Origin of the sequence: Rhizobium sp. BE258 (assembly GCF_031457345.1) — a bacterium.
In the GTDB taxonomy this organism is placed as follows: domain Bacteria; phylum Pseudomonadota; class Alphaproteobacteria; order Rhizobiales; family Rhizobiaceae; genus Rhizobium.
Window position 1 is genome coordinate 105417 of record NZ_JAVDWL010000006.1, and the last position, 19852, is coordinate 125268.

At 60.7% G+C, this 19852-nt stretch carries 22 protein-coding genes; 10 read left to right on the forward strand and 12 right to left on the reverse strand.

Features of this window, described 5'->3' with window-relative positions:
* The first annotated feature begins 48 nt into the window (after positions 1 to 48).
* A complete protein-coding gene (locus J2X43_RS21090) occupies positions 49 to 2256 on the forward strand; it encodes an EAL domain-containing protein (protein WP_310296872.1) in 2208 nt (735 codons plus the stop codon).
* Here J2X43_RS21090 and J2X43_RS21095 read toward each other — a convergent pair.
* From J2X43_RS21095 to J2X43_RS21105, 3 genes are all read right to left on the reverse strand, one after another.
* Entirely contained in the window at positions 2253 to 3182 is a 930-nt protein-coding gene (locus J2X43_RS21095; protein ID WP_310296874.1) for a rhodanese-related sulfurtransferase, read from the reverse strand. The two genes, J2X43_RS21090 and J2X43_RS21095, sit on opposite strands and share 4 nt — an antisense overlap.
* 62 nt (positions 3183 to 3244) lie before the next feature.
* Positions 3245 to 4153 carry a CHAD domain-containing protein gene (locus J2X43_RS21100; RefSeq protein ID WP_310296876.1) on the reverse strand — a complete coding sequence of 303 codons (909 nt, stop codon included), beginning with the start codon at positions 4151 to 4153 and terminating at the stop codon, positions 3245 to 3247.
* Positions 4131 to 4619 carry a CYTH domain-containing protein gene (locus tag J2X43_RS21105; protein WP_310296878.1) on the reverse strand — a complete coding sequence of 163 codons (489 nt, stop codon included), beginning with the start codon at positions 4617 to 4619 and terminating at the stop codon, positions 4131 to 4133. The genes J2X43_RS21100 and J2X43_RS21105 overlap by 23 nt, the downstream gene beginning before the upstream one ends.
* A 151-nt stretch (positions 4620 to 4770) precedes the next feature.
* Here J2X43_RS21105 and J2X43_RS21110 point away from each other — a divergent pair, with 151 nt between their 5' ends.
* From J2X43_RS21110 to J2X43_RS21125, 4 genes are all read left to right on the forward strand, one after another.
* Positions 4771 to 5409 (forward strand): 2-dehydro-3-deoxy-phosphogluconate aldolase, encoded by a 639-nt coding sequence (locus J2X43_RS21110; RefSeq protein ID WP_112385606.1) that lies wholly within the window; start codon positions 4771 to 4773, stop codon positions 5407 to 5409.
* Between the two features lie 104 nt (positions 5410 to 5513).
* Positions 5514 to 6236: a tellurite resistance TerB family protein gene (locus tag J2X43_RS21115; protein ID WP_112385605.1), complete on the forward strand. Its 723-nt coding sequence runs from the start codon at positions 5514 to 5516 to the stop codon at positions 6234 to 6236.
* A 63-nt stretch (positions 6237 to 6299) separates the two neighbouring features.
* The gene (locus J2X43_RS21120; protein WP_310296880.1) at positions 6300 to 6989 is read left to right on the forward strand and encodes a GNAT family protein; all 690 of its coding nucleotides are present in this window, start codon (positions 6300 to 6302) and stop codon (positions 6987 to 6989) included.
* Complete coding sequence (locus J2X43_RS21125; RefSeq protein WP_112385603.1) at positions 6986 to 7192, forward strand: hypothetical protein; 207 nt, start codon at positions 6986 to 6988, stop codon at positions 7190 to 7192. Before J2X43_RS21120 ends, J2X43_RS21125 begins: the two co-directional genes overlap by 4 nt.
* 3 nt (positions 7193 to 7195) lie before the next feature.
* Here the strand turns inward: J2X43_RS21125 and J2X43_RS21130 are convergent, their stop codons facing one another.
* From J2X43_RS21130 to J2X43_RS21150, 5 genes are all read right to left on the reverse strand, one after another.
* On the reverse strand, positions 7196 to 8242 hold the full coding sequence (locus J2X43_RS21130; protein ID WP_405049633.1) for a nickel/cobalt transporter: 1047 nt from the start codon (positions 8240 to 8242) through the stop codon (positions 7196 to 7198).
* A 20-nt stretch (positions 8243 to 8262) separates the two neighbouring features.
* Entirely contained in the window at positions 8263 to 8904 is a 642-nt protein-coding gene (locus J2X43_RS21135; protein WP_112385601.1) for a DUF1007 family protein, read from the reverse strand.
* Between the two features lie 102 nt (positions 8905 to 9006).
* Complete coding sequence (locus tag J2X43_RS21140; protein ID WP_310296884.1) at positions 9007 to 9900, reverse strand: LysR family transcriptional regulator; 894 nt, start codon at positions 9898 to 9900, stop codon at positions 9007 to 9009.
* Positions 9901 to 9926: 26 nt separating this feature from the next.
* A complete protein-coding gene (locus tag J2X43_RS21145; RefSeq protein ID WP_310296885.1) occupies positions 9927 to 10253 on the reverse strand; it encodes a type II toxin-antitoxin system PemK/MazF family toxin in 327 nt (108 codons plus the stop codon).
* A complete protein-coding gene (locus J2X43_RS21150; protein ID WP_310296888.1) occupies positions 10250 to 10465 on the reverse strand; it encodes an antitoxin MazE-like protein in 216 nt (71 codons plus the stop codon). Before J2X43_RS21150 ends, J2X43_RS21145 begins: the two co-directional genes overlap by 4 nt.
* 552 nt (positions 10466 to 11017) lie before the next feature.
* Between J2X43_RS21150 and odc2 the strand changes: the two genes are divergently transcribed.
* Complete coding sequence (gene odc2 / locus J2X43_RS21155) at positions 11018 to 12151, forward strand: ornithine/lysine decarboxylase (protein WP_310296890.1); 1134 nt, start codon at positions 11018 to 11020, stop codon at positions 12149 to 12151.
* 188 nt (positions 12152 to 12339) lie between these two features.
* Positions 12340 to 12930 (forward strand): GNAT family N-acetyltransferase, encoded by a 591-nt coding sequence (locus tag J2X43_RS21160; RefSeq protein WP_112385598.1) that lies wholly within the window; start codon positions 12340 to 12342, stop codon positions 12928 to 12930.
* 45 nt (positions 12931 to 12975) lie between these two features.
* Here the strand turns inward: J2X43_RS21160 and J2X43_RS21165 are convergent, their stop codons facing one another.
* Positions 12976 to 13932 (reverse strand): NAD(P)-dependent oxidoreductase, encoded by a 957-nt coding sequence (locus J2X43_RS21165; protein ID WP_310296892.1) that lies wholly within the window; start codon positions 13930 to 13932, stop codon positions 12976 to 12978.
* Between the two features lie 179 nt (positions 13933 to 14111).
* On the opposite strand from J2X43_RS21165, the gene J2X43_RS21170 reads away from it, so the two are divergent.
* Positions 14112 to 15077 carry a serine hydrolase domain-containing protein gene (locus J2X43_RS21170; RefSeq protein ID WP_405049634.1) on the forward strand — a complete coding sequence of 322 codons (966 nt, stop codon included), beginning with the start codon at positions 14112 to 14114 and terminating at the stop codon, positions 15075 to 15077.
* 23 nt (positions 15078 to 15100) lie between these two features.
* On the opposite strand, the gene J2X43_RS21175 is transcribed toward J2X43_RS21170, so the two are convergent.
* The 3 genes from J2X43_RS21175 to J2X43_RS21185 form a co-directional block, all read right to left on the reverse strand.
* Positions 15101 to 16090, reverse strand: coding sequence for a WD40 repeat domain-containing protein (locus tag J2X43_RS21175; RefSeq protein ID WP_310296896.1), 990 nt, complete (start codon positions 16088 to 16090; stop codon positions 15101 to 15103).
* Positions 16090 to 17199: a GTP-binding protein gene (locus tag J2X43_RS21180; protein WP_310296900.1), complete on the reverse strand. Its 1110-nt coding sequence runs from the start codon at positions 17197 to 17199 to the stop codon at positions 16090 to 16092. Before J2X43_RS21180 ends, J2X43_RS21175 begins: the two co-directional genes overlap by 1 nt.
* A gap of 127 nt (positions 17200 to 17326) precedes the next feature.
* A complete protein-coding gene (locus J2X43_RS21185; protein WP_310296903.1) occupies positions 17327 to 18118 on the reverse strand; it encodes a creatininase family protein in 792 nt (263 codons plus the stop codon).
* A gap of 72 nt (positions 18119 to 18190) precedes the next feature.
* Between J2X43_RS21185 and J2X43_RS21190 the strand changes: the two genes are divergently transcribed.
* Entirely contained in the window at positions 18191 to 18703 is a 513-nt protein-coding gene (locus J2X43_RS21190) for a MarR family transcriptional regulator (protein WP_310297528.1), read from the forward strand.
* 119 nt (positions 18704 to 18822) lie between these two features.
* The gene (locus J2X43_RS21195) at positions 18823 to 19845 is read left to right on the forward strand and encodes a LacI family DNA-binding transcriptional regulator (protein WP_112385593.1); all 1023 of its coding nucleotides are present in this window, start codon (positions 18823 to 18825) and stop codon (positions 19843 to 19845) included.
* The last annotated feature ends 7 nt before the right edge of the window (positions 19846 to 19852 follow it).

Here is a 19852-nt window from a genome sequence, read left to right on the forward strand (position 1 = left end):
TTTCTTGAACTCTTGACTGGCACAGTCCCTGCCATCGGGGAGCAATAAATGCCTAAGTTATTCGGGCAGAAAAATCAGGCCTTGGGGATAGGCCGGCACACGACCGTCACGGGCGTGTTGCTGACCTTCGCCGTCATCGTCGCGATCGTCACTGTGATGATCCTGACCGCAATTTCGCGCGTCGCAGACAATGCCAACGTGCTCGACGACGAGCGCTCGCGGGAGACCACCGCTGGAGCGCTGAAGACTTTCGAAGAGCAGCTTGGCGCGACCCTCAACGATTATGCCGCATGGGACGATGCCGCCGCCAATGTCTATGCCGATGGCGGCATGGCGTGGACGATCAGCAATTACGGCGAGATGTCCGTCAACAGCTCGCTGTTCGACATGGCCATCGTCATTGATGACAACAAGAAACCGCTGATGGCCTTTCGCGATGGCAAGGCGATGGAGGGCCATCTCGACGACTTCTTCGCACCATCGCTCTGGACCCTGTTCGACAAGGTTCGAGCGGCAGATCTTACTGATCCGGAGGCTGTCGGTTTTGTCGGGACGAAGTCGGGCATCGCCGCTGCGGGCATTGCGCTGGTGCGTGAGAAATCCGGCGCGTTGGACAAGCCAGCGGGCAGTCGCCGCTACCTGATATTCGCGCGGCATCTCGATGATGCCAAGGTGACCGGTCTTGGCGACACCTATGTGATCCATGGCATGAAGCTTGTGCCCGCGGACTACGCCGCAAAATATTCCGTCAAGATCGATGATGCTGCGGGTGTCATGCTCGGCAAGCTCGTCTGGACGTCGCGGTCGCCGGGAGACATCGGCTATGATCAGGTGCGGCCGACCGTGGTGAAAGCCTTGGGCCTGGTGGGCTTGTTCTTCGCCGTGCTTCTCGTGATCGGCTGGATGGCCGGACGGCGTCTCAAGGCGGAAGAAATCACCGCCCGCGAGGAGGCGCTTCGCGACCGGCTGAGTGGTCTCTGGAACCGCGAGGGGCTGGGGATCGCCATCGACGCGATGGTCGAGGAAGCCCAGCAAAACAAGAAGAACATCCTCATTCTCTACCTCGATCTCGATGGCTTCAAGGAAGTCAACGACAGCTACGGCCATGGTACCGGCGATCAGCTGATCCGTGCCGTTGCGGCCGGGTTGAAGGTTCTGATCCCGCCGCATGCGGTTCTCGCCCGTATCGGTGGCGACGAGTTTGCCATTGCCTTCCATTCCGAAGGCGGCAATGCCGAAGCTCTGCAGCTCTCGGAACAGATTCTCGACTTCCTCGCCGAGCCGCTGGAAATCGGCCGCCGCGTCGTCGTTATCGGCGCCAGCATCGGCATCGCGATGTCGCCCGAAGGTTCTGCTGACCGCGAAGAGCTGGTGCGTCGTGCCGATCTCGCGATGTACAAGGCCAAGGAAGCCGGCCGTGCCCGGATGATGCTTTATGATCCGGAGATGGATGCAGACCGCGAAGAGCGCAACGCGCTGGAGATCGATCTGCGCGCGGCGATCGAGAGCGGCGATCTGACGCTTGCCTATCAGCCGCTGATCGATGCCGAGACCTATGAGATGAACGGGGTGGAAGCGCTGGTGCGCTGGAACCGCCCCGGCTTCGGTCCTATTTCGCCCGATGTTTTCATTCCGGTTGCTGAGACCAGCGGGCTGATCGAAGCGCTCGGCCTGTTCGTCTTGCGAAAGGCATGCGAGACGGCCAAGCAGTGGCCGGACCTGCGGATCTCGGTCAACGTCTCACCCGGTCAGTTCCGCAATCCAGCATTTACCGATTATGTGCGCTACGTTCTGAAGCAGACGGAGATCGAAGCGCGCCGGGTGACGCTCGAGATCACCGAAGGCTACATGATCCAGAACCCGCAGCGCACGCGCCAGTCGATCGAACGGCTGAAGACGCTTGGCGTGAAGATTGCGCTCGACGATTTCGGCTCTGGTTTCTCGTCGATCGGTTATCTGCGCCAGTTCGGTTTCGATCGCATCAAGATCGACCGTTCGCTTGTCGATGGTGTTACCGAGAGCGAGAGCCAGCGCGAAATGCTGCAGGCAACTGTCGCCCTTGCACGATCGCTCAATATTCCGGTGACGGCCGAGGGCATCGAGACGGAAGCCCAGGCGGTCGCCGTCCGTCTCTTCGGTTGCGACAGCCTGCAAGGCTATCACTTCAGCCGGCCCGTGACGGCCGACAAGATCACCGAAATGCTGGAAGAGCGGCGCGAGCAGCGCCGCCCGCCGCGCCGGACGAGTGCAGCCTAGGTTCCGATGTGCTTCTGGCCGCGCTTCCTGGCAAGCGCGATCTGATGCTGGCGCTGACGGTAGCGCAGGCGATCTTCCTCGCTGCGCGTGCCGTAGCAATGGCTGCAGGAAACGCCTTCCTCATAGTGTGGTGAGGTAATCTCTTCCGCGGTGATCGGGTTGCGGCAGGCGTGGCAGAGCTTGTGCTCACCTTCCTTCAGGCCATGCTCCACGGACACGCGCTCATCGAAGACAAAGCAGGCGCCTTCCCAGAGGCTTTCTTCCTGCGGCACTTCCTCAAGGTATTTCAGGATGCCGCCCTTGAGGTGATAAACCTCGTCGAAGCCCTGTTCCTTCATGAAGGCGGTCGCCTTTTCGCAGCGGATGCCGCCGGTGCAGTACATGGCGATCTTCGGCTTGTTGTGCAGGCCGGGATTGTTGCGCACCCAATCCGGAAACTCGCGGAAGGTCTTGGTCTGCGGATCGACGGCGCCGCGGAAAACGCCGATGGCCGTCTCGTAGTCGTTGCGGGTGTCGATCGCGATGGTGTCGGGATCGGAGATCAATTCGTTCCAGTCCTTTGCCGCGACATAGGTACCAACCACCTTGTTCGGGTCGATGTTTTCGACGCCCATGGTGACGATCTCTTTTTTCAGCTTCACCTTCATGCGCAGGAACGGCATCTTCGATGCGCGGCTTTCCTTGTGCTCCAGTGTCGCGAATTCCGGCTGGGCGCGCAGATAGGCCAGCACCGTCCTGACGCCCTCATCCGGTCCGCCGATCGTGCCGTTGATGCCTTCGTGGGCAAGCAGCAGCGTGCCCTTCACGCCGTTGTCCTGACAGAGCGCCTGGAGCGGCTCGCGCAGGCTTTCGAAGCGCGGCACGGAAACAAAATGATAGAGCGCCGCCACGAGGAACGAGCTTGAGCTATTGATGCTGTCGGTCATGGGCGGTGGAAATACAGCTTTCGGCCCGTCAGTGCAATTGCCTGTTGGCCGGCGCGCTCAAGTCACTTTGCCGCTGCGCGCCAGAGGAGCCGGATGCGCCTGGCCTCTTCACCGGGATCGTCGGCAAAGATGGTCTCTGCCATGACCAACGCCTCGCGGCGGTCGTCCTGCTGGCGGTGGATGATCGCATCGAGCAGGCGCGCAAGATCGTCGTTGCGGGTGAAGAGCTGCGGCTCGGCCTCTACCAGATCGCTGAGCACGGACAGATCGTGGACATGTCCCAGACGATCCACCAGCGCCTTGGCCGCATCGCGCTTGGCTTTCATCGCAGTAGGCCAGAGGACGGTCAGGAGTTTATGGTTGGCGCGGTAATCCTGCGTTCGCTTGCGCAGTTCATGGAAGGCGCTGTCGGAGGCCTCGCCATGGCAGGCGTCAAGCGCGGCTCGTGCTTTCGCCGCCGTCCGCTCCCATCCCTTGGCAATCAGTTTCGCAGTCCTGTCGCGTTTGCCCGGAAAAGAGAGACCGTCCAGCGCTGCGATCGCCTCTTTCAAAATGCCGCTGGTTTCCAGAAGCTTCGGCTCGATCCCCGCCTCTGCCTCTGTCATCCAGTTCCGGCGGGTTTCGAGAATGACTGCTATCCGCTCGAGTGAGGCGCGCTCGTCTTCATCGCGCGCATGAGATTGCAGATAGCGGACGGTTTCGATCAGCGCTTCGGCATCGCGAATGGTGGAGAGCGCCCTGGCGGCATCCCTTAGCCGGATATTCTCGCGTTTCCGGATTGCGCCCATCTCGCGGGCCACCAGCCTGTAGAGCGAGCGCACCTTTTTCAGGTTCTTGCGGAAGGCATGAATCGCCTCGTGTGTGCCATCCGGCCGCTGTTCGAGCATGCGGATCGCTTCCAGCAGTTCGCCGGCCGCAGCATCCTTGAAACTCTCGGTAAAATCCGCGTCAGGCCGAATGCGGAAGGGCATGGCGGTCGTACTGGTATTCGGTCGCCAGCGCCTGGTTCGAGTAGTGGAAATCGCCGGTGACCTCGCGGCCTAGCCACGAGGGCAGGGAGGGGCTGTCGGTTTCCGCCTTCAGTTCGACTTCCGCAATCACGAGTCCGCGATGGGGACCGCCGAAGACATCGACTTCCCAGATGAAGCCTTCGTGGGGCACGCGGTAGCGGGTCTTCTCGATGACGATACCGATGGCGTTTTCCATCAGTTCCTCGGCATCGGAGACGGGGATATCATATTCGAATTCGTCGCGCGTCAGGGCGCTACGGCCGATCTTCATCGTCAGCCGGGCGCTGCTGTCATCGAGGATACGCACCCGGACGGAACGGTCGTCCATCGAGGCGACATAAGCCTGCTTGAGAATTGCCTTCGATACGGCCTTGGCGCGCCATCCATCGGTGCGTACCAGAAACTTCCGCTCGATTTCCTTCGCCATTGCCAGTGACCTTTCGTGACGAGGGGCTAAGCTAGCGCAAAAAAATAATGGTTCAAACCCATTTATGCCAAAGATCGGTTTGGTCTCGACAAAGTGTACCCTTGGGCGTATCTCGGAGCCCGAATTTCAATCGTTTCAAAGGATCTTGGCCATGGGCGAAAAGACACAGAAGCTCCTTTCCATCCTCAAGCTTCAGCCGGTCGTTCCGGTGCTCATCATCGACGACGTGAAGTCCGGCGTTTCTCTGGCGCGTGCGCTGGTCGCCGGCGGTCTGAAGGCCATCGAGATCACCATGCGGACCCCGGTCGCGCTCGAAGCCGTGCGCGCCGTTGCCGACGAAGTGGAAGGCGCTGAAGTTGGTGCCGGGACCATCCTTAATGCCGCCCATTGGGAAGCTGCCGTTGCAGCAGGCTCGAAGTTCATCGTCAGCCCCGGCGCGACGCAGGAACTGCTCGATGCCGCGGCCCAGTCTCCCGTTCCGCTGCTGCCAGGCGCAGCAACGGTGAGCGAAGTGATGGCGCTTCGCGAAGAGGGCTACCAGGTCCTCAAGTTCTTCCCGGCCGAACAGGCAGGTGGCGCTGCCTATCTCAAGGCTCTGTCTTCGCCGCTCGCCGGCATGCTGTTTTGCCCGACCGGCGGCATCTCGCTGAAGAACGCCAATGATTACCTGTCGCTGCCGAACGTTGTCTGCGTCGGCGGCTCCTGGGTTGCGCCGAAGGAGCTGGTTGCCGCGGGCGACTGGGCAGGCATCACCAAGCTTGCAGCCGAAGCTGCAGCGCTGCAGGCCTGACATTTAAGTGATCGCTATTGATGCAGGCGCCTTGCGCCTGCATTTGTATTTACAGTTGCACTTCCTATCTTCATCCCAGCCTTAAAACAGGGAGACGACGGGGAATGTTCGACGCAAAGAAGCTTCTTGATCAGTTTTTGGGATCGCAGATCCCGGGTGTTGGCGGCAGTGTTCGCGATCGCGCGGGCGGTGCGGTGCAGCTTGCCAAGGACAATCCATGGAAGGCCGGAGCGCTGGCGACAGCCCTTCTCGGCACCAAGACCGGCCGCAGCATTGCCGGCAATGCGCTGACGATCGGCGGACTGGCCGCTATCGCCGGCCTCGGCTATCAGGCCTACAAGAATTATCAGGCCGGGCAGACGCCTGCCGCTCCTGCGGCGCCCTCACAGCAACCATCGACGCCGCTTGTTCTTGCTCCGCCTGTCGATTCCGGTTTTGGCCCGCAGTCGCCTGCTGCCAGCAATGAGTTCGTGCTGGTGCTGATCCGTGCCATGATCGCCGCTGCCAAGGCCGACGGGCATATCGATGATGCCGAACGTGCACTGATCATGGGCAAGATGAAGGCCGCTGATGTCAGCGGCGAAGCTGCCGCTTTCATTGAGAAGGAATTGGCCTCGCCAACCGATCTCGACGCGCTTGTTGGCGCTGCCCGGACTGAGGAGCAGAAGGTGGAACTTTATACCGCCTCGCGCCTGACGATCGAGCCGGATTCCCGTGCCGAGCGCGGCTATCTCGATCTGCTGGCGGGCCGTCTCGGTCTTGCCGATGCGCTGGTCGATCATATCGAGGCAACTGTGTCTTCCGCGAAGGTGACGCTGTCACAGTGACAAAGGGGCCGGTTGCCTTTCCGGGGCGGCTGGCCTATCCACTCTTCCACCAGAGGAGTGACCATGCGCGATCTTTCCACCTACAAGGTTTCCGCCCCCGGCTATGTGACGCTGAAGGGCCGCTATGTGACGGTTGAGCCGTTCGTCCGCGAACAGCATCTGCAGGCCTTGTGGGATGGGCTTGGCGGCATGGGCATCAATCCACTGCTTCTCTATTTCGCACAGGACGATTTCGGCGGTATCGAGGATTTCGGTACGTGGCTCGACAACGCCAAGAAAGGCGGCTGGCTGACGCATATCTTCCGTGACAATGCGACGGGCGAAATCGTCGGGATGGCGAACTATATGCGCGCCGATCCCGCGAATGGCGTTGTCGAAATCGGCGGTGTTGCTCATGGCGCCGCGATGAAGCGTTCACCGCTGTCCACCGAAGCGCATTACCTGATGGCCAAGCATGTGTTCGAGGACCTCGGCTACCGCCGCTACGAATGGAAGTGCGACAACAACAACGAGCCGAGCAAGACAACCGCGGCCCGCTATGGCTTCACCTTCGAAGGCGTCTTCCGCCAGCACATGATCTCGAAGCGCCGCAACCGCGATACCGCCTGGTTTTCGATGATCGACAGCGAGTGGCCGCTGCTCGACGATGCCTTCAAGGCATGGCTGTCGCCTGATAATTTCGATGGAAACGGAGACCAGAAGCGCAAGCTGCAGGACATTCGCGCCGATCTGGAAAGGGAGCGGCTGGCATGAGCCCCGAAAGCCGTTCGCAGGCCGTTGCCGCAGCCGTCATTCTCCTGGTTGCAGGGCTGGTCATCTATTTCCTGCCAACCCTGGTTTTGTGGATCGGCCAGTATTCGCCGCCGCTCGCCTTCGCGGTCGGTGCGATCCTGCTGCTTGGTTTCTTCGCGATCTTCTGGTTGCGCGCCCGCTATCAGCGAAACAAGAGCCGCTGAGCGTCAGCCCTGCAGGGAGGCGCCGAGAAGCAGGGCGCCGAAGCAGATGACGAGTATGGCGCCGAGAATCTCGATCGCATTGCCGATCCAGACAGATGTCACCGAGCCCCGGCCGGCGATGCGAACGGCAGCACCCTTGGCTGTCACGGCAAGCGTTGCGAGGATCGCGACGGTGATCGCCGTGCCGAAGGACATGGCGAGCACGGAAAGCATGCCGCCGAGATAAAGCCCGTTCAGCAGCGAAAAAGTCATGACCAGCAACGCGCCGGAGCAGGGACGCAGTCCGACGGCGATGATCGCCGACCAGGCTTCGCGGATGCTGAACGTATCGGAGCCAAGCAATGACGGATCCGGCATATGCGACTGGCCACAGGTTTCGCAGGCCATGCCCGATATGAAATTATGGCCGGCGCTGCGAGCCTGGGTCTCGCCGAATGCGTAGGCGTTCTTTTCCGTCTCGTTATCTTTCCAGTCGAGCATCATGCTGACCGGCCCTTCCGGCGTCGCCACGACTTCGCGTTTCGGCATGCCTGAGATCATCGAGCGTAGCTTGCGGAAGAGAAGCCAGCCGCCGAAGGCAATCACCATGACGAAGCTGGCGATCTCCATGGCATGCGTTGCCTGAGTCAGCGTGATCCCGCTGCCGCGCAACACCAGCCACGCTCCGCCGACGAGCGCGACGGCGACGATGCCCTGGATGAAGGCCGAGATGAAGGAGATGACGACGCCGCGGCGAAGCTCGACTTCGTTGGCAATCATATAGGACGAGATGACCGCTTTGCCGTGACCGGGGCCGGCCGCGTGAAAGACGCCATAGGCAAAGGACAAGCCGATCAGTGACGTCAACTGCCAGGGATCCTGGCGCATCGCCTTCAGGGCGCCGGTCAGCGCCCGGTAGAAGGCCTGCTGTTCGTAATTCACATAGGCAAGAAGAGGTGCAAGCGGGCCGCCGATAGGCTGGAAGCTCGGCTCTGCGGTTCCAATCCCGAGTGGAGACTGCGCGTGCGCGGCGCTGACGGCCACGGCCATCATCAGGGCCGCCGCGGGCATGAGGAACGGGATGGATCGTTTCAGCATGAGATCTCAAGCCTGGTGGCAAAGAGTTTCGACATGTTGGTGCCGGTCGGGTCGTTAAAGAAGGCGTCGGTCAGGGATTGCTTGTTTTCTGAAATGACCTGGTCGGGGTCGGGGCGCAGAACGTCATGCTTGCAGCCCTTGAAGCCATCGCCGACCAGCACGAGTTCGTTGTCGGACGGAAAGTCGATCGAAGTGTAGAGCGTTGGATCGTAGACGCCGAAGGTCAACTTGCTTTTCAGCGGCATCGGCTGCGAAGGCTTGACTGCAAAGAACATCAGCAGCTGGCCCTCCTTGTAATCGACATGGATGATGTCGGGCTTCTCGACCGTGACGTTTTTCCCATCGACGGTCATGTTCATGTAGTAGTCGTAGTCGGCCAGCGAATCCCGCACTGTCTTGCCGACTTCGGCAAGTTCGTTCGGCTCAAGCTTCAGGTCGGTGTTCTTGTCGAAATCCATGACGACGGACGATGAGAAGACCTCGTCGAAGCGCCAGATGTTTCTCAGCTCCTGGATCGTGCCATCCGGTGCTGCGACCACCTCGAGCCGGGCTTCCACGAAGATGTGCGGATGCGCCATGGCTGCGACGGGCGCGAGTGCCAGCAGGCCGGCGATCGGAAGCGTGGATTTTTTCATGCGTCGGCTTATCGCTCTGCCCAAATCGGTTGGAGTTTTCTTGCCTGACAATGGGACGGAATTGGGACCGGTCTCAAGGTGGCAAAGTGAATCAGCCGTGGCTCAGCTATGCTTCTTGAACCAGCCGTGCAGGTAATCGACGAAGATGCGGACCTTGGCCGGGAGATAGCGCCGGTGCGGATAGACGGCGTAAATGCCGCGATCGGTGGGGATATAGTCGTTGAACAGCGTCACCAGACGGCCGTCCTCGATCGGCTTGCGGGCGATGAAATCAGGGATCAGCGCGATGCCGAGGCCTGACAGCGCTGCGCGTAATGTCGCATGCGGGCTGTTCACCTCCATTGGCCCGGAGACGGTGACGGTAAACGTCGTGCTGTCCGGATTGTAGAAGTGGATGCTCGCCTGTGTGCGCGAGTTCCGGTCGACGATGAACGGTACATTGGCGAGATCGGACGGATGCTCGATATCAGGATAGCGCTCCAGAAATTCCGGCGTCGCGCAGATATGGACGCGGAAGTCCGAAATCTTGCGGGCGATCATGCCGGAGTCTTCGAGCTTGGTGACGCGGATCGCCAGGTCGAAGCCTTCCTCGATCAGATCGACGAAGCGGTCATCGGCGGCGATCTCTAGCTGCAGATCCGGGTTCTCCTTGGCGAAATCAATCAGGCACTGGCCGACATCGGCATCGACGAAGGTGCGCGGAACCGAGATCTTCAGGCGCCCCTTCAGCTGCGCGTTATTCTCGCGGACGAGATCGGCGAGATTGTCGATCTCCTTCAGGATGTCGGATGCCGTCCGGTAATAGGTATGACCGGCCTCGGTCATCGAGAACTGGCGGGTGGTGCGGTTCAGCAGCAGAGCGCCGAGCTCGTCTTCCAGTTCCCGGACATATTTGGACAGCAGCGCCTTGGAGCGGCCGGTCCGGCGCGCGGCGGCGGAAAAGCCCTCGGCTTCGACGACATCGATGAAGGCACGTATGCGGGTGAGCGTGTCCATATGTCTTTTATCCAGGTTCTAGGAGGTCAATCTACGAGACCGAGAAGGAATGCAAGCGCGGCATCGAGCTGGCGCAGCTCGGTTTCGGTCATGTGTCCGATGATCTTTCCGACTTTCTCTCGCGGCACGCCGATAATCTTGTCGGTCATAATCTGAGAACGAATTCGCAAACCCATTCCTTCGGCCACATCCAGAATCGGCCGGAAATCAGATTCCACGATTGTTGAACTGATCGGACAGACGACGACAGAGGCATGTTCCTGGGAAATGGCGTTGGTTTGCACAACGACAGCGGGCCTAGGCTTTCCATAATCGCCGGATATCGCGATCGTGACGATGTCGCCACGTTTCATTCCGGCCATGTCCAGCCACGGAGGTCGGCAGCTGCCTCAATCCACTCCAGAACTTCCCGCTCATCATCCTTGTTAAGAGCGGCGACCTGCTTTGCAATGCGCCTTCTCACTTCGGGAGAGCGGGCATCGAGCGCAACGATGCGGACTTCGCGAAGGTGGTTGGCCTTCCGTCGCTCTCTCATCGCCTTCATGCGCTCTGCGGCGGCCGACATTGGCACTTCCTCCGATTTTTCCAAGGATAAGTGTAACGCGTGACGCCTCGGCACGCAATTCGGCGCATTTTTCGAGGCTTTGATTTTTTGCGGCAGGGGTCAAAAAAATTCTTGATTATGACGACGAATATTCTTATCTCGTCCTCAGCCCAAAGTCGCACGTGCCCATGGGTGTCCGCCGAACCCTCGAATTGGTGAGGAAATCGGTAAGGTACCTGGAATTAACCCCTCCAGTCGCTATTCCGGCCAACCGGAAAATGCGAGGACGCCTGAAGCAACGACGGTGCGGGCCTTTTTGTTCTCTCCCTGCTTTCCATCAGCGGGGGTTACTGAAGAGGCACACCTTCATTGCCGGAAGTGCGGTAGGGAACCCCCTCCAATCCATGGCAGACAAAGCCGAATCCATGTCGCGTATGCGGCGTCGATTCATCATTTGCGCATCGAGCGCTTGCTATGGTTCCGGGGTCTCCACCGGCTGGTTCCAATGCGAGTTCCCGTATGCCCTTTGTCCTCCGGTTTTTACCGGAGCTCTGGAATTGAAAAGGGATTGACATGACCACTCAGCGCATCCGCGACTTTCTCGCAACCCGACGTCCCGACGGTCCCTGCCTCGTGGTCGACCTCGACGTCGTGCGCGACAACTTCTCCGCTTTCCGTCATGCCATGCCGGATAGCGCCATCTACTACGCCGTCAAGGCAAACCCGGCTCCGGAAGTTCTGAAGCTGCTCGCCGACATGGGCTCCAATTTCGATTGCGCGGGTGTCGCCGAAATCGAAATGGCGCTGAATGCCGGTGCGACTGCTGCCCGTATCTCCTACGGCAACACGATCAAGAAGGAACGCGACGTTGCCCGCGCGCATTCGCTCGGCGTCAGCCTCTTCGCTGTCGACAGCCACGAGGAAGTCGAGAAGATCTCGCGTGCCGCTCCCGGCGCCCGCGTATTCTGCCGCGTTCTGACCGATGGTGAAGGCGCCGAATGGCCGCTGTCGCGCAAGTTCGGCTGCGTTCCGCAGATGGCCGTCGACGTTCTCGTCTACGCTCACCAGCTGGGTCTGGAGTCCTACGGCGTATCGTTCCACGTCGGTTCGCAGATGACCAAGGTCGATGCCTGGGATTCGGCTCTTGCCGATGCCAAGCGCGTCTTCGTTCAGCTGGCCAAGCAGGGTATCCACCTGCAGATGGTCAACATGGGCGGCGGTTTCCCGACCAAGTACCTGCGTGACGTTCCGACGGCGGAAGCCTATGGCCGTGCGATCTACCAGAGCCTTCGTGACCACTTCGGCAACAACCTGCCGAAGACGATCATCGAGCCGGGCCGCGGCATGGTCGGCAATGCAGGCGTCATCAAGACGGAAGTCGTACTGATCTCCAAGAAGTCGGACAACGACGCTGCCCGCTGGGTGTTCCTCGACATCGGCAAGTTCGGCGGTCTGGCCGAAACGATGGACGAAGCCATTCGCTACCCGATCCGCACCGAGCGCGACGGCGACGAAATGGAGCCTTGCGTGATCGCCGGCCCGACCTGCGATTCCGCTGACGTACTGTACGAAAAGAATCTCTACCCGCTGCCGCTCACTCTTTCGATCGGCGACGAGATCCTGATCGAAGGTACCGGCGCCTATACGACGACCTATTCGGCGGTCGCGTTCAACGGCTTCGAGCCGCTGAAGGCCTACATTATCTGATCTAGCTCGCCCCGTAGCCAGCCGGGGCGGCAAACTCACAATTCCTTTTCATCGCCGCTAACTACGGTATTGGAGCCGCGCGCGGGCCGAGGCCCGCGCAAAGCTTGGCTCCAAAAACCTTTAGTGGCGCATGTTCGTACAATTCAGGCTTCGCCTGAATTCGACATGCACAGGTACGGGAGGCCACGATGGCCGCTGTTCTTGATTCTGTCCGCGCATTCTTTGCGCCCTCTGTTTTCACCATCGACGCCGAAAATCCCTCGGATGTCGTGGCCCGCGAGAATTTGCTCGATCGCGCCATGGGTCCGAACCGCCGCAAGAAGTCGTCGGAAAAGATCCGCCGCGGCCGTATTCCGGCCGAAGGCCTGGCTCTCGTCGCCCGCGATGGCGACGGCCATGTCATCGGCACTGTCCGTCTCTGGAATGTCGAAGCCGGCGTTAACAGCGAAGGCACGCCGATCAATGCGCTGCTGCTCGGACCGCTTGCCGTCGATGCCGCCTTTGAAGGCAAGGGCATTGGTGCGGCGCTGATGCGCGCTGCGATCCTTGAAGCCAAGAACCGTCAGCACGGCGCGATCCTGCTGGTCGGCGATGCGGCCTATTACGAGCGCTTCGGCTTCTTTGCCGAAGGCGCCTGCCATCTCGTCATGCCCGGCCCGTTCGAACGCTCGCGCTTTCTGGCGCTTGAACTCGTCGAAGGCTGGCTTGACGGCGCAGCCGGCATGATCGTTCCCACGGGGCGTATGCTGACGAGCGCGCCGGTCCGGAAGGCGGCCTGACCGGCAACAAGCCTCTCTCCCGAAAGGAGAGGGGCTTCTTTTGTTTCAGCCCTTGATCTTGCCCTTGTCGATCAGCCAACCGACTGACTCCTGGACGGCTTCAAGCGAGCTGTAGCGCGGCCGGAAATCCAGAGTATGCCCGGCCTTTGCCATCGAGCAGTTCGGGCTGCGGGCGATATGTTCCCATGTCGCCTTGGCATCCTCGGGCGTCTCATCTGCCTTCCACGCATCATACGGTTTGTAGGCCAGGTTCGGCTCATGGCCGAACCAGCGATACATCGCTTCGGCATAGCCGCGCAGTGTCAGCGCCTGTTCGGAAACGGCATGGAAAGCCTCGCCGGTCGAAGCGCGCCAATTGCCGATCGCCGCCATGAAGAGTGCCGCGATGTCATCGGCGTGAACATGGTGCACCGTTTCCAGGCCGAAATTGACAAGCGTCAGCTGTTCGCCGCGGGCGATCGTCTCGAAGGCTGCGAGGTTGAAATGCCCGGCCGGATTGAGCGGCGCCCAGCCGCGGCCGACGATATGGCCCGGATGAATGAGCGTCACGGGCAAACCGCGAAGCTTCGCCGCTTCCAGTAGATAGTCTTCGATCGCCTTCTTCTGGATGCCGTATTCGCCGAAGGGAGCTTTCGGCGCGTCTTCGCGTGTCGGCACGGCAAGCGAATGGCCATGCGTCCAGATCGTGCCGGTGTGCAGCAGGTGGCCGACATGGCCATTCAGCGCTTCGCCGAGTTCGCGGGCGCTATCAAGGGTGAAGCAGATCTTGTCGATGACGATATCCGCCTTCAGCGCACGGATTGCCCGGCCGAAGCTGCCGTCGCGCTCCATCACAGCGCGGTCCATCTGCTTGGTCTCGACACTCTTCCAGGCCGCGTGGGGCAGATACGGCTCTGACCTGCCGCGGCTGATGGCGATGACCTCGTGGCCCGCCTCGACAAGCCGCGGCACCAGATAGGTGCCGACGTGACCCGTTGCTCCGATAACGACGACGCGTGCCATGAACTTCTCCTCCATCCGTCCGGCCGGGACTATGTCGTGCCGGGCATGCTGGGGGCAAGGGGCTTCATAACGTTTCACGTCCACGTGAGAGCGCTCGGCTCGGTGGTGATTTTCTATCCTGATGGCCCTAGGTGAGGGGCATGCTTAGAATTATCGCCGCCGCCCTCATTGTCATCGCCATGCCGCTTGCCGCTTTAGCGGAGGACAAGCCGCTCGCGGGACTGCTCGATAGTCTCGGTCGCCGTCAGGAACTGGTGCCGTTGAAGACGGTCGTGATTGCCAGAAATGGTGAGATCGTTGCCGAGCAGGGCTATCGTGGCCACACGACCTCCGAGTCCGCAAATATCAAGTCGGCTTCGAAGTCGATCATCTCGGCTCTAGTGGGTATCGCCATTTCGAAGGGCCTGCTGGAAGGACCCGATCAGAAGATCGCGCCGATCCTTAAGGCCGATCTCCCTGATAATCCCGATCCGCGGCTCAAGGACATCACCATCGGCAATCTGCTCTCGATGCAAGCAGGGCTTGGGCGCATGTCGGGGGCGAACTATGGGCGGTGGGTCTCCAGCCGAAACTGGGTCCGATTCGCGCTCGCCCAGCCTTTCGATGACAAGCCGGGCGGCCAGATGCTCTACTCGACGGCGTCAACGCATCTGCTTTCGGCGATCCTCACGAAAGTTGGCGGCAAGTCGACTTTGGCCTTGGCGCGTGAATGGCTGGAGCCCGTTCAAGGTTTCCGCATCGGCGCATGGGAGCGCGATCCGCAGGGCATCTATCTCGGCGGAAACCAGATGGCGATGAGTGCGCGATCGCTGCTGGCTTTCGGCGAGCTGTACCGCAATAGCGGCAAGGCGGCCGGCGGTGTGCAGGTCGTACCCGCGGAGTGGATTGCCCAGTCGTGGCAGAACCGCACCAATTCGCGCTTCTCCGGTGACGGTTATGGCTATGGCTGGTTCGAGCGGCAGATCGGCGGCGAGACGGTACATTTCGCCTGGGGCTATGGTGGCCAGATGCTTTACATCGTTCCATCGCTAAACCTGACGGTGGCCATGACTTCCGCGGAAAGCGGCCCGTCAGCGCGCAACGGTTATCGTGACGCGCTGCATGATCTGCTGGCGGATATCATCGAGACGGCAAAGACGTCATGAAGGCGGCCGATGCCGCCATCAACTCAGGCCGAGATGTCGACCAGGCCGCAATCGCCGGCTTCGGAGGCGAAGGCCAGCAGCTTGCCGTTCTTGCTCCAGCTCATGGCGGTGATGGCACCCTTGCCGGGGCGTCGGATCAGGGCTTCCTTGTTGTCGGCAAGACGAACGGCAAGGATCATGCCGTCGATGAAGCCGATCGCCAGGATATCCTCGGCCGGGTGAAACTTGACCGCAGTCGCCATGATGTTGGCGCGGGTGCCGAGTTCCAGCGGCGATTTCCCCATCGGGCCGTCCTTGCCCTGGAACGGCCAGACAATGGCGGCAGGGGCACCAGACGAGGCAAGCCACTTGCCCTTGGCCGACCAGGAGAGCGACTTCACCTTGGCCGGATAGCCGGTCATGCGCATGTGTCGGGCCTCGGTGCCGGGCTTGATATCCAGCTTCCAGCCGTGCAGGGCGTTTTCCTGCATCGAGGTGACGAGGAAGTTGCCATCGGGCGAGAAGGTGACGCCTGTATGGGCGCCCTTCCATTCCAGATCGACAGGCTTGGCTGTCGTCGAAACCCAGTGCAGCGACACGCCGTTATAGCGGGCAGCGGCAATGCGCAGGCCTTTCGGCGCGAAGGCCAGGCCTTCGACGGTGCGCTCTTCGGTGAATTCCTTGGTCTCACCATTGGCGAGGCGCACGAAGGCGCTCCTGCCATAGGAATAGGCAATGGCGCCCTGCGGGCCGGCGGCAAGCTGCGAGATCCACTTGCGCGGCGCGCTGGCAATTTCGGTCACGGAGGCATCGGCGCCGATGCGCAGCACCTTGCCGTCTTCGCCGCCTGAAATCAGGCTTTCGCTATAGGGGTCGCGGATGCAGGTGAGCATGCCCTGGTGGGCTTCGGAAACCTTCTCGGCGCCATCCAGCCGGTGGAACGTGCCATTGGCATTGGCGAAGAACGGGGTGTCACCTAAAAATTCGACGCCCAGGATGTGGCCGTCGAGATCAAGCGGAGCAACTGTTGGCATCAGGCCGCGGCCTCGCATGCCTTGAAGGAGGCTTCGAGCTTTTCGCGGTCGAGTTCACGGCCGATGAAGACGAGACGGGTCTCGTGCTTCTCGCCGTCCTTCCACGGACGCTGGTGATCACCTTCGACGATCATGTGGACGCCCTGAACGACATAGCGCTCGGCATCGTCCTTGAAGGCGATGATGCCCTTCAAGCGCAGGATATTCGGGCCCTGCGTCTGGGTGATCTTCTGGATCCAGGGGAAGAAGCGCTCGGCAATCATTTCGCCGCCGCGCAGCGACACCGACTGCACCGTCACGTCATGGATCGGCGATACGGCGTCATGGTGATGATGGTCGTGTCCGTGATCGTGGTGGTGATGATCGTGGTCATGGTCATGACCATGCGCGTGATGATGGTGATCGTGATCGCAGTCCGGGCCGCAGACGTGGTCGTCATGGCCATGCTCGAGGAAATGCGGGTCGTTTTCCAGCGCACGTTCGAGATTGAAGGCGCCCTGATCGAGCACGCGGGCGAGATCGACGCCGGAGCGGTTGGTCTTATAGACGCGGGCCGACGGGTTGATAGCGCGAACGATATCCTCGATCTGCGCCAGTTCTTCGGCGGTCACGAGGTCGGTCTTGTTGATGAGCACGACGTCGGCGAAAGCAATCTGGTCTTCTGCTTCGCGGCTGTCCTTCAGGCGCAGAGGCAGATGCTTGGCATCGACGAGAGCGACGACGGCGTCGAGTTCGGTCTTGGCGCGGACGTCGTCATCCATGAAGAAGGTCTGGGCGACCGGAACCGGATCAGCAAGGCCCGTCGTTTCGACGATGATGCCGTCGAAGCGGCCGGGACGGCGCATCAGGCCTTCGACGACGCGGATCAGGTCACCGCGCACCGTGCAACAGACACAGCCGTTGTTCATCTCGTAGATCTCTTCGTCGGATTCGACGATGAGGTCGTTGTCGATGCCGATCTCGCCGAATTCGTTGACGATGACAGCATATTTCTTGCCGTGATTTTCGGACAGGATGCGGTTCAGCAGCGTCGTCTTGCCGGCACCGAGATAACCGGTGAGCACGGTGACGGGAATGGGCTTCTGCTGGGTGGAGATTGCGTCGGTCATGAGAACCTCGAAGAAATGGGCGTGCGGCCGCAGGGGCTAAAAACGGTCGGTTTCATATAAGGATTTGGGAGCGGCAGTTCAAAGGGTTTTATAATGTTATAAGATCACATTCTGCCGCTCTAGCGCCTTAGCGGAGTTCGGATGCGTCGAAGGCATCGATATCCTGCAGCAGATCAATCAGGCCTTCGACGGAATGGGCGATCAGCGCCTCGCCTTTTTCTGCCGTCGCAGCCGAAGCATTGCCCGCCACGCCTGCGGTACCGAGATCGGACATCTTCCAGCCGAAAGCATGCGGACCATAGGCGCGCAGGTGCTTGAAGCGGCGCGCGAATTCGCTCTGGCGCGACGGGAAATCCGCCGCTTTCTGCATCTTCACCTTGCCTGGGTGCAGAGCCAGCATCACCGATGTCTCGATATCGCCGCCATGAATGTCGATCGCCTTCGCCTCCGGCGCAATCACGCCCTCGGGCACGCCGAAGCGTGTCCAGCTGGTTGCCACCGCGAGCATGTTGAAATGGATGCGGGCCTCAGTCGAAACGATTGCCGTCAGCGGCGAGTTGCCGCCATGAGCATTCAGCAGAACCAGCTTGCGGATGCCGAGATCATGCAGCATCCCCGATATGCCCAGCCAGCGATGGATAGCCTCGCCATAGGTCAGCGTCTTCGTGCCCTCGACATCCATATGCTCGATCGAATAGCCGATCGGCTCGGCCGGAAGAAAGGTCACGGGCAAGCCCGCCGGCAGCGCCGCTTTCAGGCGCTCGACAATGCCTTCGGCGATCAGCGTATCTGTGTCGAAAGGCAGATGCGGGCCATGCTGCTCATAGGCGCCAAGCGGCAGCACGGCAATCCAGCCCTTTCTTTCGTCAGGCGTGAGCGACGGATCGTTTTCCGCGAAGTTTAGAGAGGGGACTGTCATGCGGTTTCAATGCCCCTTGTTTATGACGTGAAGCTGCGCAATGTCATAATGCAGAAGATCAAAGGGATGGCGATGGGCAAGAAGCACAAAGACGGTAAGAAAAACAAGTCCAAGAAGAAGGACCAGACCGAATATACGCTTGCCGATCTCTCGCCAGCCCTGACGCAGGCGGCGCGCTCGATGCGCACCGTGCTGTCCCGCAATCTGCTGGAGAGCGGCCTCTATGCCGGGCAGGACGGCGTCATTCTTTCGCTTTCGGAAACGGATGGCATGACCGCCGGCGGGCTTGCCCAGCGCCTCGGCGTCAAGGCGCCGACGATGACGCGGACGATCGGGCGCATGGAGGCGCAGGGTTTCGTCGAGCGCAAGCCGGATGCCGAGGACGCGCGTCTGACCAAGGTCTATCTGACGGAGCTCGGCCGCGGCAGCGTGCAGTCGATCGAGACGGCGGCATCGCGCTGCGATGGAATGGCGACGCAGGCCTTTTCCGACAAGGAGATCCGCAACCTCGTGCGCTTGCTGAAGGCGATCGACAACAATCTACAGGCTGAAGCTGCGCATTTCGAAGAGCCGGACGAAAACTGAGATCCATTGAAATTTAGGTTTGCCTCCCTGCGTTTAATCTTTTAATTAAATATTTTAAGGGGCGCGCCTACCCGTTCGCACAAGCGCTCCATATCTAGCGCGTTGCCTGGGGAGGATGCGTGGCTCAGAAGATCAAGCTTTCGACGATTGCCGAGACACTCGGTATTTCAACGGCAACCGTCTCTCTCGCCTTACGCGATAGCCCGCTCGTTGCGGGCAGCACCCGGGACAAGATCAAGGAACAGGCGAGAGCGCTCGGCTATATCTATAACCGCCGTGCCGCCAGTCTCCGCACCTCGCGATCGGGCATCATCGGTGTCGTCGTCCACGACATCATGAACCCGTTCTACGGGGAAATCCTGAAGGCGATCGAAAGCGAGCTCGACCGCAGCCGCCACACCTTCATTCTCTCCAATCACTATGACTCGGTCGAGAAGCAGCGAACCTTCATCGAGACGCTGCTGCAACTCGGCGGCGATGGCGTCATCATGTCGCCGGCGATCGGCACGCCGCCCGAAGACCTGCAGCTGACCGAAGACAACGGCATGCCGGCGATCCTCGTCGCCCGTTCGATGGACGTGATGGATCTGCCGACCTATCGCGGCGACGACAGCTACGGCATCTCGCTTGCCACCAACCATCTGATCGGCCTCGGCCACCGCTCGATCGCGATGATCGGCGGTACGGACCAGACCTCGACCGGCCGCGACCGCTACCAGGGCTATGTCAATGCGCTGCGCAAGGCAGGGATCGAGGTCGATCCGAACCTTCGCATTCCGGGCCCGCGTTCGAAGCAGGGCGGTTTCGAAGCTGCCGTTCACTTCCTGTCGCTGCCGCAGAAGCCGACGGCTGCCGTCTGCTGGAACGACCTCGTCGCCATCGGCCTGATGAACGGTATCGCCCGCGCCGGACTCGTCCCCGGCGGCGATATCTCGGTAACCGGCTATGACGATCTTGAGGAAGCATCAATTGCAACGCCGGCGCTGACCACCGTCTGGAACGGCCAGGCCGAAGTCGGACGGCTTGCAGCGCGCGCGCTGCTTGACCGTCTTGCCGGCAGTCACGAACCCGATGGCATCCATCTCATCAAGCCTGAGATGCGGATCCGCCAGTCGACCAGCCCCTACAGACCCCGCACGTAATCAAGAG

What these genes read in the sequence shown, in the direction of transcription:
- J2X43_RS21090 (WP_310296872.1), top strand. Translation starts at nt 49, where the DNA reads ATGCCTAAGTTATTCGGGCAGAAAAATCAGGCCTTGGGGATAGGCCGG.
- J2X43_RS21095 (WP_310296874.1), bottom strand. Translation starts at nt 3,182, where the DNA reads ATGACCGACAGCATCAATAGCTCAAGCTCGTTCCTCGTGGCGGCGCTC.
- J2X43_RS21100 (WP_310296876.1), bottom strand. Translation starts at nt 4,153, where the DNA reads ATGCCCTTCCGCATTCGGCCTGACGCGGATTTTACCGAGAGTTTCAAG.
- J2X43_RS21105 (WP_310296878.1), bottom strand. Translation starts at nt 4,619, where the DNA reads ATGGCGAAGGAAATCGAGCGGAAGTTTCTGGTACGCACCGATGGATGG.
- J2X43_RS21110 (WP_112385606.1), top strand. Translation starts at nt 4,771, where the DNA reads ATGGGCGAAAAGACACAGAAGCTCCTTTCCATCCTCAAGCTTCAGCCG.
- J2X43_RS21115 (WP_112385605.1), top strand. Translation starts at nt 5,514, where the DNA reads ATGTTCGACGCAAAGAAGCTTCTTGATCAGTTTTTGGGATCGCAGATC.
- J2X43_RS21120 (WP_310296880.1), top strand. Translation starts at nt 6,300, where the DNA reads ATGCGCGATCTTTCCACCTACAAGGTTTCCGCCCCCGGCTATGTGACG.
- J2X43_RS21125 (WP_112385603.1), top strand. Translation starts at nt 6,986, where the DNA reads ATGAGCCCCGAAAGCCGTTCGCAGGCCGTTGCCGCAGCCGTCATTCTC.
- J2X43_RS21130 (WP_405049633.1), bottom strand. Translation starts at nt 8,242, where the DNA reads ATGCCCGCGGCGGCCCTGATGATGGCCGTGGCCGTCAGCGCCGCGCAC.
- J2X43_RS21135 (WP_112385601.1), bottom strand. Translation starts at nt 8,904, where the DNA reads ATGAAAAAATCCACGCTTCCGATCGCCGGCCTGCTGGCACTCGCGCCC.
- J2X43_RS21140 (WP_310296884.1), bottom strand. Translation starts at nt 9,900, where the DNA reads ATGGACACGCTCACCCGCATACGTGCCTTCATCGATGTCGTCGAAGCC.
- J2X43_RS21145 (WP_310296885.1), bottom strand. Translation starts at nt 10,253, where the DNA reads ATGAAACGTGGCGACATCGTCACGATCGCGATATCCGGCGATTATGGA.
- J2X43_RS21150 (WP_310296888.1), bottom strand. Translation starts at nt 10,465, where the DNA reads ATGTCGGCCGCCGCAGAGCGCATGAAGGCGATGAGAGAGCGACGGAAG.
- odc2 (WP_310296890.1), top strand. Translation starts at nt 11,018, where the DNA reads ATGACCACTCAGCGCATCCGCGACTTTCTCGCAACCCGACGTCCCGAC.
- J2X43_RS21160 (WP_112385598.1), top strand. Translation starts at nt 12,340, where the DNA reads ATGGCCGCTGTTCTTGATTCTGTCCGCGCATTCTTTGCGCCCTCTGTT.
- J2X43_RS21165 (WP_310296892.1), bottom strand. Translation starts at nt 13,932, where the DNA reads ATGGCACGCGTCGTCGTTATCGGAGCAACGGGTCACGTCGGCACCTAT.
- J2X43_RS21170 (WP_405049634.1), top strand. Translation starts at nt 14,112, where the DNA reads ATGCCGCTTGCCGCTTTAGCGGAGGACAAGCCGCTCGCGGGACTGCTC.
- J2X43_RS21175 (WP_310296896.1), bottom strand. Translation starts at nt 16,090, where the DNA reads ATGCCAACAGTTGCTCCGCTTGATCTCGACGGCCACATCCTGGGCGTC.
- J2X43_RS21180 (WP_310296900.1), bottom strand. Translation starts at nt 17,199, where the DNA reads ATGACCGACGCAATCTCCACCCAGCAGAAGCCCATTCCCGTCACCGTG.
- J2X43_RS21185 (WP_310296903.1), bottom strand. Translation starts at nt 18,118, where the DNA reads ATGACAGTCCCCTCTCTAAACTTCGCGGAAAACGATCCGTCGCTCACG.
- J2X43_RS21190 (WP_310297528.1), top strand. Translation starts at nt 18,191, where the DNA reads ATGGGCAAGAAGCACAAAGACGGTAAGAAAAACAAGTCCAAGAAGAAG.